Origin of the sequence: Clostridium neuense, from assembly GCF_045310695.1 — a bacterium.
Taxonomy (GTDB): Bacteria; Bacillota; Clostridia; order Clostridiales; family Clostridiaceae; genus Clostridium_S; species Clostridium_S neuense.
In genome coordinates, this window is the sequence record NZ_JBJIAA010000026.1 from 32,754 (window position 1) to 45,919 (window position 13,166).

At 30.1% G+C, this 13,166-nt stretch carries 8 protein-coding genes and 1 other annotated feature (1 of these 9 only partly in view); all 8 genes read left to right on the forward strand.

Going from position 1 to position 13,166, the window contains the following annotated elements; all coding sequences use genetic code 11:
• Window positions 1-177: a binding site (T-box leader), on the forward strand; it begins 72 nt to the left of the window's first position.
• A gap of 119 nt (window positions 178-296) precedes the next feature.
• The 8 genes from leuA to ACJDT4_RS22260 all read left to right on the forward strand — a co-directional run bounded on the left by leuA (window position 297) and on the right by ACJDT4_RS22260 (window position 12,501).
• Window positions 297-1,967 carry a 2-isopropylmalate synthase gene (gene leuA / locus ACJDT4_RS22225; protein ID WP_406789804.1) on the forward strand — a complete coding sequence of 557 codons (1,671 nt, stop codon included), beginning with the start codon at window positions 297-299 and terminating at the stop codon, window positions 1,965-1,967.
• A gap of 949 nt (window positions 1,968-2,916) precedes the next feature.
• Complete coding sequence (locus ACJDT4_RS22230; RefSeq protein WP_406789805.1) at window positions 2,917-4,314, forward strand: aspartate ammonia-lyase; 1,398 nt, start codon at window positions 2,917-2,919, stop codon at window positions 4,312-4,314.
• 185 nt (window positions 4,315-4,499) lie between these two features.
• Window positions 4,500-7,289, forward strand: a complete 2,790-nt coding sequence (locus ACJDT4_RS22235) for a sigma-54-dependent transcriptional regulator (RefSeq protein WP_406789806.1) — start codon at window positions 4,500-4,502, stop codon at window positions 7,287-7,289.
• 169 nt (window positions 7,290-7,458) lie between these two features.
• Complete coding sequence (locus tag ACJDT4_RS22240; RefSeq protein ID WP_406789807.1) at window positions 7,459-8,196, forward strand: NAD-dependent protein deacylase; 738 nt, start codon at window positions 7,459-7,461, stop codon at window positions 8,194-8,196.
• Window positions 8,197-8,209: 13 nt separating this feature from the next.
• Window positions 8,210-9,403, forward strand: a complete 1,194-nt coding sequence (locus ACJDT4_RS22245; RefSeq protein ID WP_406789808.1) for a Y-family DNA polymerase — start codon at window positions 8,210-8,212, stop codon at window positions 9,401-9,403.
• Between the two features lie 122 nt (window positions 9,404-9,525).
• On the forward strand, window positions 9,526-10,182 hold the full coding sequence (locus ACJDT4_RS22250) for a response regulator transcription factor (protein WP_406789809.1): 657 nt from the start codon (window positions 9,526-9,528) through the stop codon (window positions 10,180-10,182).
• A gap of 8 nt (window positions 10,183-10,190) precedes the next feature.
• Window positions 10,191-11,606, forward strand: a complete 1,416-nt coding sequence (locus ACJDT4_RS22255) for a sensor histidine kinase (protein WP_406789810.1) — start codon at window positions 10,191-10,193, stop codon at window positions 11,604-11,606.
• Window positions 11,607-11,628: 22 nt separating this feature from the next.
• Entirely contained in the window at window positions 11,629-12,501 is an 873-nt protein-coding gene (locus tag ACJDT4_RS22260) for a hypothetical protein (protein ID WP_406789812.1), read from the forward strand.
• The last annotated feature ends 665 nt before the right edge of the window (window positions 12,502-13,166 follow it).

Below are 13,166 nucleotides of genomic sequence, written 5' to 3' on the forward strand. Positions count from 1 at the left end.
TTTTTAGATTTTGAACTCATCTGTGAGCAGTTGCCTGAAGCTTTTAGGGTTAAACGGAATTCCACCGTTATAAGGATAGATGGTATAAACCATATTTTATAATATGGAGCGCTGTTGAAGGTGGGTTTTTAATTTGAACCAATTAGAGTGGTACCGCGGGTTAGCCTCGTCTCTTTATTTTATTTAGAGACGAGGCTTTTTTTATAGAGTACAGATTACTTGTAAGATTAATATAATGATAATTTAAAAATTTCAGATTTCTATATAAAATATGAATTATAAGGGAGTGTTTTGTTATGCATCACATAAAGTACAGTAAATATCCAAAGGTCGATATTAAGAATCGTGAGTGGCCAGATAAGGAAATTGAAAAAGCACCAATATGGTGCAGTGTTGACTTAAGAGATGGAAATCAAGCTTTACCTATTCCGATGAATGTTGATGAAAAAATTAAAATGTTCAAGATGCTTGTTGACATTGGATTTAAGGAAGTAGAAGTTGGTTTTCCATCATCCTCAAATACAGAATATGAATTTTTAAGAAGATTAGTTGATGACAAACTTATTCCAGATGATGTAACTATACAGGTGCTTACACAGTGTAGAGAGGATCTTATAAAGAAAACCTTTGAATCTCTTAAGGGAGTGAAAAAAGCTATTGTTCATATTTATAATTCTACATCAACACTTCAAAGAGAAGTTGTATTTAGGAAGGATAAAAAAGAAATAATAGATATAGCTTTATATGGTGCAAAGCTTGTTAAAGAATATGAAACTCAATATCCTGATACAAAATTTATGTTTGAATATTCACCAGAAAGCTTTACAGGAACTGAACTCGACTATGCACTTGAGGTTTGCGAAGCTGTGCTTGGTGTATGGAAACCTACGAAGGATAATAAGGCGATTATAAATTTGCCATCTACCGTTGAAATGTCTACACCGAATGTGTATGCAGATAGAATAGAGTGGTTTTGTAAGCATCTTTCAAACAGAGAAGCCGTAATAGTAAGTCTTCACACTCACAATGATAGAGGGACTTGTACAGCTTCGAGCGAGCTTGGACTTCTTGCAGGAGCTGATAGAATTGAAGGTACGCTTTTTGGAAATGGAGAAAGAACCGGAAATCTTGACATAATGAATATGGCACTTAATATGTACTCTGAAGGTGTGGATCCAGAACTTGATTTTTCAAATTTGAACAAGGTCGTAGACTTATATGAAGAGTGCACTAAAATGACAGTGCCAGAACGTCACCCATATGCAGGAAAACTTGTATTTACAGCATTTTCAGGCTCTCATCAGGATGCTATCAGAAAGGGACTTCATGCAATTAAAGAAAAAAACGGAACTAAATGGGAGGTTCCATATATTGCAATTGACCCACATGATCTTGGTAGGGAGTATGAAGAAATTATACGTATAAATAGCCAATCTGGAAAAGGTGGGACTGCATATATAATGGAAAGTGATTTTGGCTTTATACTTCCAAAGTCAATGCATCCAGAGTTTGGTAAGATAATAAAGGCAAAATCAGATGAACTTGGAACAGAGCTTACTCCACAGCAAATATTTGAGTTCTTTAAAGCAGAATATCTGGATAGAAAAGATCCGTATTATCTTAAAAATTATAAACAGCATTCAATTCAGAATGTTGAACAAGATGAAAATACAGTAGATATTGAAGCTGTCATTTCTGTAAGAGGAAAGGATGCAAAGATAGAAGGAATAGGTAATGGACCTGTAGATGCTTTCTTTAATGCACTGCACTCAAACAATATAAATGGCTGCAAGTTTATATCCTATGATGAACATGCATTAAATGTTGGTTCACATTCCAAAGCTGTTGCTTATATACAAGTTGAAAGCAATGAAAAAAGATACTTTGGAGTTGGAATATCAGATAATATAGATACGGCATCACTTAATGCACTGGTATGTGCACTAAATAGAATAAGTGCGAAGTAACAATGCTTCGTCACATTAAAAAAATCCTATAAATCTAAGGCTCAAAAATTGTAAAATACTAAGATATTTCAATAACTCGCTATCGCTCAGACAGATTGAAGTATCTAAGCATTTTACAATTTTTGAGCCAAGATTTATTAGGATTTTTTTAAACTGTTCCTTCAGCATTGTTACTTTGCTCTCCCACGGTAGTTCAAGGAAAAAATTCCTCTGTACCTACGGAATTTTAGGCATGAATCTTTATAATCAATTAAATTTTTACATAATATATTGCTTTTAATTTCCATTGATAATTATATTTACAACGAATTTTTCGTAGAGAAACGTAGAAAAATATACCTGCCATTTCTGGCTTAGAGAAGTAAGCACTTTTTTTAAATAGTCGCATAGATTTATAGTTTTCATTTAACATCTCAAAATACTGTTACCTTATGCAAAATTATAATTTATCAGGATCAATATTGAATTTAAAGTGTCCCTTAAATAAAAAATAAAAAAAATATAAATATTAAAAATTGAAAGTCTATGATAATTTTTGTTCAGAAATGTTTTATAAATTTATGTAATGTACGCTAGTATACTTTTAAATGTAGAGAAAATTAATACAGATAATTCTGAATATAACAAAAAATGATTTGAAAATATTTAACAATAATTATTTTACTTCATTTTTTCACATCTAGATAGTTAAAAGTGAAATTGTTTGTCTAAATTAAATATAGCAATATGTTTAATAATGTGCTAATATGTATGTGTATTAAATAACAATATAATAAAAAATACATATTTTTAAAAGCTAATTTTGATAAAATGATATTTTACAAGTGATAATATAAATTTGATTATATATATAAATTTAACATAAGTGAATTGATTTGGTCATTATTAAATTTAAAGTGACTGATGAAATTCGATAGCAAAAGGCAATCTTATTTAGGAGGTATGTTTTATGGAGTTTAGAATTGAAAGTGATTCTATAGGAGAAAAAAGGGTTCCAAAAGATGCATATTATGGAGTACAAACTTTAAGAGGTGCTAATAATTTTAATATTACGGGACTCAAGCTTAATGTAGAATTCATAAAAAGTATAATTCAAGTTAAAAAAGCAGCAGCTATAACAAATGAGGAAATAGGATTATTAAAAAAAGATATTTCTGAGGCTATTATAACTGCGTGTAATGAAATACTAGAAGGTAGCTTTTATGATGATTTTATAATAGATCCTATTCAAGGGGGAGCGGGAACCTCCATGAATATGAATGCCAACGAAGTAATAGCAAATAGGAGCATAGAAATTTTAGGTGGGGAAAAGGGAAATTATGATATCGTAAATCCAAATGATCATGTAAATATGGGGCAATCTACGAATGATGTTATACCTACAGCTGGGAAAATTACAGCTTTAAAACTAATGTCAAAAGTTATAAAAAAATTGAACGAGCTTTGTGATGCTTTTGATAAAAAAGGTGAAGAGTTTAAGGATGTAATAAAAATGGGAAGAACTCAGCTTCAAGATGCAGTTCCAATTACATTAGGGCAAGAGTTTAAAGCATATAGTTCTGTAATAAGAAGAGATATAAATAGAATACAGAAGCTTGAAGAAGAACTTAAGATTTTAAATATAGGTGGCACAGCAATAGGTACCGGAATTAATGCTGATACAAAGTATATAAAGAGGATAATACCTAATTTGTGTAAGGTTACTGGAATAGAGCTCTATCAGGCAGAAAATTTAATAGATGCAACTCAAAATTTAGACAGCTTTAGTGCTATTTCTGGAGCAATAAAAACTTGCGCAGTTAATTTATCTAAGATAGCGAATGATTTAAGGCTTATGTCATCTGGGCCTAGAACTGGCATAGGGGAAATAAATCTTCCAGCTATGCAAAATGGTTCTTCTATAATGCCTGGAAAAGTAAATCCTGTAATTCCAGAGGTTATAAATCAAATAGCTTTTAATATAGTTGGAAATGATGTTACTGTAAATATGGCAGTTGAGGCAGGCCAACTTGAATTAAATGCTTTTGAACCGGTAATTTTTTATAATATATTTCAAGCTGTAGAGATGCTTACAAACGGTGTTGATACCTTCATTACTAATTGTATATCAGGTATAACCGCAAATAGAGAGAGATGCAGTGAACTTGTTAATAATAGTGTGGGTATAGTTACAGCTATTTGTCCGTATATTGGATATAGGTCAGCTGCGAGAATTGCCAAAAAGGCAATAAAAACAGGAGAGCCAGTAAAGAGCATATTATTAAGTGAAGGTATCTTAAAAGAAGCTCAAATTAATGATCTTATAAATCCGTTGCAAATGATTAAACCCGGTATAATGGGAAGATAATAAAATACAGTTAAGGAAAATTTTTGTTTCACCAAAGATTTATATTTTAAGAATTAAGGATAGAAAAAATACTATTCTTAATTTTTTTTACTTATTATTGATATAATGTAATTTATATATCAATTTATATTGTATAATAAGATAAGTAATATTCATATAAATTTACCATGAGGATGGTGAAAAAAATGAAAAGAATTGAAAAGGTGTATGAGTTTATAAAAGAAGAATCATTAAAATACAATGAAGAGAAATTTAAAAACCAAGGTGGATTAACCGCTGTATACATATCTCAACAATTGAATGTTTTGAGGAATAACGTAAGTAGTGATTTAAATAGTCTTGTCCGTGAAAAAAAGGTTATAAAAATAAAGAAAAGACCTGTTTTGTATTTTGACAAGGCAAGAGCTGAGCAAATAGTAGGAAAAAAATTCTCAAAAGAAGAATTTGAAGTGCCAGAGTTCGAAAGAATTTTCCATAAAAACTTAGAGAAAAATGAAGATAATCCTTTTGAACGTTTAATAGGAGCAAAGGATAGTCTTAAAAATCAAGTTGAACAGGCAAAAGCGGCAATAATGTATCCACCGAATGGACTGCATACCTTAATTGTTGGACAAACAGGAGTTGGTAAAACTTTATTTGCAAACTTGATGTATAAGTATGGAGTGTACACAAAAAAATATAACAATAAAACACCTTTCGTAGTATTTAACTGTGCAGATTATTATAACAATCCACAGCTTCTCATATCACATATTTTTGGACACATAAAGGGGGCATTTACAGGGGCAGATACGGAAAAAGCAGGGCTTATAGAAAAGTCCAATGGCGGTATATTATTCCTAGACGAGATACATAGACTTCCACCTGAAGGACAAGAAATGATTTTTTACTTTATGGATAGTGGAACCTATAACAAGCTTGGAGAAACAGATAGAAATAGAAGCGCAAATGTACTTATAATCGGAGCAACTACTGAAGAACCAGATTCATATCTTTTGAAAACCTTTGTAAGAAGAATACCAATAGTAATAAATATTCCACCACTTGAAAATAGATCTATAGATGAAATATTGGCGCTTATAAGATATTTACTTGTTAAAGAAGCTAACAGGGTAAACAAAAATATAGTAATAACGTCCGAGGTTGTAAAAGCATTAATCGGAAGTGTTTCTTTTGGTAATATAGGACAGCTTAAATCTAATATACAGCTTATATGTGCAAAAGGATTTTTAAATAGTATTAATTCTGAATCTGATATTGAATTGAATTTGAAGATTTTGCCTTCAAATATTAAAAATGGGCTAATTAATATTGGGAATAGGCGTGATTTAATAAAGGTTATAACAAAATATGTAGACTCTCATATAACTATAACTCCACATAGTGAAGAAGAACTTGTAGTTGAAGAGGATCAATATGAGCTTCCTTTTAATTTATATAAGATTATAGAAGATAAGTCTAGTGTACTTAGAAATGAAGGTATGGATGATGAAAGTATAAAGAAATTTATAACTACAGATATAAATGTACATCTTAAATGCTTTTATGAAAAATTTAGTGTTAATGTGGAGAATCGTGATAAACTTTTAAAAATAGTAGACAAGCAAATAATTGATATTGCAGAAGAAATAAAAAATATTGCAGAAGTTAAATTAAATCGTAAATATAATGATAGATTTTTATATGCTTTAAGTTTACACATAAGTGCATTTTTAAAGAGAGTTGAAAATGGAGAGAAAGTTAAATATACAGATATGAGTGAGTTTGCTTCAGATAGCCACAAGGAATACAGTGTTGCTGTTGAAGCTACTAGACTTATAGAGAAGGAGTTTAAGTTAAAGGTTCCTAAGATGGAGGTTATGTATTTGACACTTCTACTTAGTTCCATAGAGGAAGATAAAGTGGGGAAGGTTGGAATTATAGTAGCAGCCCATGGCGATAATGTTGCTACAGGAATGACCAATGTAGCCCAAAAATTGCTTGGGGATAGTGATAACATTGTGGCAGTTAATATGCCCTTGGAGGTTAGTCCTAAGGTTGTATTAGATAAAGTAATACAAAAAGCAAAAGAGGTTGATCAAGGTAAGGGAATCTTATTATTAGTAGATATGGGATCACTTACTACCTTTGATACTATTATAGAAAAAGAAAGCAATGTTAAAGTTCGATGTATAGATATGGTATCAACTCCTTTAGTACTTGAGGCAGTGAGAAAAGCGAATATGCTTGAAGTGGATGTTGATATGCTTTATAATTCCTTAAAAAACTTTAAAGGATATAGCTCTGGATATGATGATAGCAGCAAGGAGGCTGGAAAGAAAAGGGCAGTTGTAACTATTTGTTCAACAGGAAGTGGCACTGCTGTTAAACTTAAAAATATTGTTCAGGATATTATAAAGGATTCCACAAATGAAGCTATAGAGTGTATTCCAATATCTATAAAGGGTGTAAACGAAAAAATTATTAAGCTTAATAAAAGTTATAATATCATAGCGGTAGTAGGAGTAGTCAAGCCAAAAACGGATGTACCTTTTATATCTATAGAAAACCTCATAAATGGTATGGGAGAAAAGTTTCTTAAGGAATTAATAGTGGATAAAAAAATAAGTTCTTTAAATAATGATAACAATATAGTTGTAAGGGACATTTGCGAAGAAAGCTTAAGTCAATTCCTTACGTATTTAAATTCTAAGAAAATAGTTGGTATATTAATAAGTTTTGTAGATTGTGTGGAGAAAAGTTTAGAAATAAAATTTAACAATTCCGAAATGCTTAACTTAATGCTCCATGTTGGATGTGCATTAGAAAGAATTGTTATAAAGGACAGCTTAAAATACACAGGAGATATAGTAAAGGATGACACTTTTTATAAGATAAAAGCAGCTGGTAATAATTTTAAGGAAATACTTAAATTAGAACTTACTGATGATGAACTAATGTATATTATTGATATAATACATTCAAAAGCATCATAGTGTACCACATTTTAGTTATAGAGGAACAAGGAGTCTAGAAATACTCAAATAATAGTTGCAGTTGCCAAGTATTTAATAAAATATAAAAGAATAGTATATTCATTTTTGGATATCCTATTCTTTATTTGTTGTGATAAAATATAAATATATATAATAATTTTGTTTGGAGATGTTTAGATTGGATAAGATAGAAGAATTAAAAAAAATAATTGATAGCAGCTCTAACATTGTATTTTTTGGAGGGGCTGGAGTTTCTACTGAAAGTAATATACCTGATTTTAGATCAGAAACTGGTTTGTATAAAACAAAAAACAATTATTCTTACAAACCAGAAGTTATGTTAAGTCATACTTTTTTTAAGAATCATCCAGAGGACTTTTTTGATTTTTACAGGGCTAAAATGATATTTAAAGAAGCTAAACCTAATAAGGCTCACTATGCACTTGCCGAACTTGAGAAAAGAGGAAAATTAAAAGCCGTTATTACTCAAAATATTGATGGTCTCCATCAGGCAGCAGGGTCTAAAAATGTGCTGGAACTTCATGGCTCAGTTCATAGAAATTACTGCCTGAATTGTGGTAAACACTTTGATCTTGATTACATTGTTAACAGTGAAACTAATATACCTAAGTGTGATGAATGTGGTGGCATGGTAAGACCAGATGTTGTACTTTATGAAGAGGGACTAGATAATGATGTCATACAAAAGACAGTAAGTTATATAAGAAATGCTGATGTACTGATTGTTGGAGGAACCTCTCTTGTTGTTTATCCAGCTGCTGGGCTTATAGGTTATTTTGGTGGAAGCAAGCTTGTACTTATCAATAAATCTACAACAACTTATGATAAGGATGCAGATTTAATTATAAATGATAGCATAGGGGAAGTATTGGGCTCAATCATATAAATATGAGGGAAATATGAAAAAGAATAGAATAATATTTCATGTAGATGTAAATTCGGCTTTTCTTTCGTGGACTGCGGTAGAAAAGCTTAGAAAAGGTGAAAAAATTGACATAAGGGAAATTCCATCTGTTATAGGTGGCGATGAAGCAGCAAGGCACGGTGTTGTACTTGCTAAATCCACACCTGCAAAGAGATATGGAATTGTTACAGGTGAGAGTCTTTATTCAGCGAGAAAAAAGTGTCCCGAAGTTTTAATTTTTTCGCCTTCTTTTAGTATTTATAGAGAATCTAGTGCTAAACTAATGAAGCTGCTGAAGGAATATACTCCTTTAATAGAGCAATATTCTATAGATGAATGTTTCATGGACTTAACCCTTGATATAGGGGGCTTGAGTTCCATGGAACTTGCACAGCTTATAAAAAGCAGGGTAAAAAAAGAACTTGGTTTTACTGTAAATATAGGCATATCAACAAATAAAGTTCTTGCAAAAATGGCATCAGAACTTGAAAAGCCAGATAAAATAAATACATTATATGAAGATGAAATAGAAACTAAGCTTTGGCCACTTCCTGTAGGTGAGTTGTTTATGGTTGGAAGAAGTGCCAAAGAAAAGCTAAATAAATTATTTATCCGAAACATAGGTGAACTTGCAAATTTTGATGTAAATATTTTAGTTAGTAAGTTTAAAAGCTATGGAAGATTGATATGGGAATATGCTAATGGAATAGATAATTCAAAGGTTAACAGTAGTGATGAAGTGGTGAAAATTATTAGTAACTCGACAACCCTATCAGCCGACATTACAAAACTGGAAGAAATCAAAAAGGTATTGGTTGAACTTTGCGAGACAGTCTCCTCAAGATTAAGAAAAGATGGAAGGTGCTGTACATCTGTAACAGTTGTTATAAGAACTAATAATTTTAAAAATTATTCACACCAAAAAACCTTTAAAAATCCTACCAATAGTACAAAAAGTATTATTGAAATTTCAAATACTATATTTGTTGAAATGTGGCGAAGAGAGCCTATAAGACTTTTAGGGGTACAGCTTTCAGGATTGTGTAATGGTGAAGTAAAACAGATTTCAATATTTGATGATAATAGCGATGAAAAAAATGCTGCTTTAGATAAGGCTATAGATTCAATAAGACAAAAGTATGGAGTTTCTTCTATTAAAAGGCTATCAACGTTAAAGGGTAAGAATTAGATTGCCTTGGATTTAAATATTAAGTTTACAATTATTTTACACCTTGTAGTATGTTTTGCTATATAATTAAAATGGATAATTTAAGCGATTTTTAATTTACAAATGTAAAGGAGATAGGGAGATTGGGCAAGAGAATTTTAATAGTGGAAGATGATGAGGCAATTTCAAATTTAATAAATATAAATTTGAATATGGTCGGATATGAAAGTAAACAGGAGTTTGATGGTATACAAGCGCTTGAAACAATAAAGAAAGAAAATTTTGATTTGATAATTATGGATATTATGCTTCCGGGAATGGATGGTTTTAGGCTCATGGAAAAAATAAAGGATAAGAACATACCAGTAATATTTTTGACAGCAAAGAATTCTGTTATAGATAAAGTGAAGGGACTAAAATTAGGCGCGGAAGATTATATGGTAAAGCCATTTGAAACTATAGAATTATTAACTAGAATTGAAGTTGTTCTTAGAAGATATGGTAAAAATGAAGATTACATAGAATTTAAAGATTTAAAGATATATGAAGAAGAAAGAATAGTAAAAAGAGGCGATGAAAAAATAGAGCTTACGCTTAAGGAATTTGAACTCTTAACTTTGCTTATAAAAAATAAAAATATAGCGCTATCAAGAGAACAAATATTAGAACAAGTCTGGGGATATGAGTATTTTGGAGAAACACGTACTGTAGATACTCACGTTCAGAGAATTAGAAAGAAACTAGGACTTTTAGATAATATAAAGACGGTGTATAAAGTTGGATACAGGCTGGAGGATTAACTACTAGTATGAAGCTATGGAAAAAAATTTATCTTTTTTCTTTAATTATATTCCTGGGAACTCTTAGTCTATCAGGGGTAATGCTAATAAGTAAGATACATAATGATTCGTTAAAAGAAGAGGTTGATAAGGGCTTAAGCAACCAAGAAATTATTTCATCACAGTTATATATTGATTATAAGTTGTCAACAAATTCAGTTGATTCAAATGATTTGAAAGATAACTTTAAAAATAATGTTTATGAATGTATGGGCCATGTTGATAAAAAAGATGGAGATGTAGAAATTTTAGATAAAAAAGGCAAATATGTGTATAATAGTACACATTTTAAGCTACCTGATAGTAGGAATGAATTAAAGATATCATCTCAGAATGAAAAAAAGTTTGTAATACGAACCTTAAATGGAAAACAGTATTTATTTGTAAGCAGTTTAATTAACTTAAATGGTGAAAATTTAAGTCTATCCTATATAAAGGATATTTCCAATGTTTATAAGCAACAGATAAATTACTATACTTTTTTTATTTACATAGAAATATTTATTTCAATTATTTTTGCTGTTTTTATGTTCTTCTTTGTAAGAATAATAACGAAGCCTATTAATAATTTAATAGATTCAACAAAGAAAATATCTCAAGGAGAATATTCTGAAAGAGTAAAGATTAATTCCAAAGACGAATTTGGAAGTCTGTCAAACAATTTTAATTTAATGGCGGATACTATAGAAGATAAAATAAACGAGCTAGAAGAAAATAATTTAGAAAAGCAAAATTTTATAAATAATCTTACACATGAACTTAAAACACCTCTAACCTCAATAATAGGATATGCAAATTTATTGAGAACATCAAAGTATAATGAAAAAGTGTTTTATGAAGCTTCAGATTACATATATAAAGAAGGCAAAAGAATGGAGCAGATGGCTTTTAAGATGATGGAGCTTATATCAGTAAAGGCAGAAAATATTGATTTTAAAGAAGAAAAAATAATGGATATAATTTCGGAAGCTAAGAAGTCATTGTTCTATAAACTAAGCAATAAGAGCATTGAATTAATTGTTGAAGGAGAAGATTTTACTATTTTAGCAGATAAAGATTTAATAAAAATAATGATTTGCAATTTTGTAGATAATTCTATAAAAGCATCTAAATCTGGGTCGAAAATTTTTATAAAGCTATATAATTTTGAAAAAGAGACGAAAATTGAAGTAATAGATAGTGGAATAGGTATTCCAAAAGAAAGCTTAGATAAAATTGGACAACCATTTTATATGGTTGATAAGTCAAGGAGCAGGAAAAATAATGGCGCAGGAATAGGCTTCTCAATATGTAGAAGGATAGCAGAAGCACATAATGCTGAAATAGAAATAAAAAGTGAGATAAATAAAGGTACAAAAGTAAGTGTGATTTTTGAAAGGTGTTAGAAAAGATGGTGAGAAATATAAAATGATAAATAAGAAGTTAGTAGGTGGATTACTTTCGGTGGCATTTGTTTCGGCAACATATGCAATTTTTAATAATTTTATTAACCTAAATAAGATTTTATCTGATAGCATAAAGCAAAATGTGGTATATACAACCCCTAAGGCAAGTATTTGGTCTAAAAATATAGTTGATAAAGCTCTAGTTAGTAAATCGGAACCTAAAGAGACCAATAATATTGTAAATAACTCAGTTCAAGTTAATAAAGTTAAGGTTAATGATATGCAGACTTATAAACCTAAAGTTAATAAACCGATAGAAAACAAGACGCCAAGTACCGAAGCTGTAGCCAATAAAGGTGATGATACAAAGGATAAACCTAAAGATGTTATTGATAGTCGTTCCCAAAGCCAGGCGATGCTTGCGATAAATAAATATTTTGGAATATCACCTGATATGAATGAAAATAGCACCAATACTGATTTTAAAGTGAAAATGGTTGGTAAGCATGAACAATTTTCGTGGATATCACTATCACTTCGAAGGTTTTATTCAATAATTTATAATATAGATAACAATGAAATTGAGGGTATTAATTATATGCCGCTTGAAGTCTCCTATGAGGGTAAAACTATTTTATCTTTGGATCAGTGCAAGGGTTCAGCAGAAAAGTTTATTATAGATAATGGAGTTGCAGGTATACAAGTTCCAAAGTTTATACGCTCAGAAAAATATGAACAAAACATTTATTGCTCTAATTTTTACTATGAAGATGCTAATGATTCAAGTAAAAAGGTAAATATAAATGTTAATATCTATACTGGTGAAATTATGGGTTTTTATTTGGATTCTATTTCTGATTTAAAATCTCAGAAAGATTTCTTTTTTTATGAATAGAAAAATATAAAGAGCTTCAATATTTAAAAATAACGCGAAGTAACAATGCTTTGTCACGTTAAAAAAATCCTATAAATCTAAGTGGTGATTCTAAGCGAGTGCTTGTTTTTGGTTATAGAAGGATAACAATCATATACGGGGTTTGGGATGTAATCCCATTATCCTTCTTTAACTTGTATTAGTCATCTATATATTAGCCCATGCCCCGTGCATGTTTACTCGCTAAAAAAATGCTCACACAATTGAAATATATAAGCATTTTACAATTTTTGAACCAAGATTTATTAGGATTTTTTTAAATCGTTCCTTCAGCATTGTTACTTCGCAGTATTTATCAGTCAAAATTCCGCAAAGGCATGTATACTCTACCTAGAGTATCTTGATGCGTAAAACCAAGTATTTTAAATATATAGTTAGAATAATAAAAATAAATTTGCATAATAGCCTGTTTCTCTATAAATAATATAAAAGAATATGGTACTATATTAAACGTCGTCGCGAGATGACAATACTTAATGAGTTCTGAAAAAACTTAAAAAAAAGTGTTGACAGAGCAAATTAAAAATGATATTATAAATAAGCTGTCTTGTACAGCACATTGAACTTTGAAAATTAAACAGAGAAAAGATAATGAACCAGCAATTCTTTTGAATAGAAGAAATTCT

Excerpts from the sequence above, each read along its gene's own strand:
- ACJDT4_RS22235 (WP_406789806.1), top strand. The coding sequence starts at position 4,500 with ATGAAAAGAATTGAAAAGGTGTATGAGTTTATAAAAGAAGAATCATTA.
- ACJDT4_RS22255 (WP_406789810.1), top strand. The coding sequence starts at position 10,191 with ATGAAGCTATGGAAAAAAATTTATCTTTTTTCTTTAATTATATTCCTG.
- ACJDT4_RS22260 (WP_406789812.1), top strand. The coding sequence starts at position 11,629 with ATGATAAATAAGAAGTTAGTAGGTGGATTACTTTCGGTGGCATTTGTT.
- leuA (WP_406789804.1), top strand. The coding sequence starts at position 297 with ATGCATCACATAAAGTACAGTAAATATCCAAAGGTCGATATTAAGAAT.
- ACJDT4_RS22245 (WP_406789808.1), top strand. The coding sequence starts at position 8,210 with ATGAAAAAGAATAGAATAATATTTCATGTAGATGTAAATTCGGCTTTT.
- ACJDT4_RS22230 (WP_406789805.1), top strand. The coding sequence starts at position 2,917 with ATGGAGTTTAGAATTGAAAGTGATTCTATAGGAGAAAAAAGGGTTCCA.
- ACJDT4_RS22240 (WP_406789807.1), top strand. The coding sequence starts at position 7,459 with ATGTTTAGATTGGATAAGATAGAAGAATTAAAAAAAATAATTGATAGC.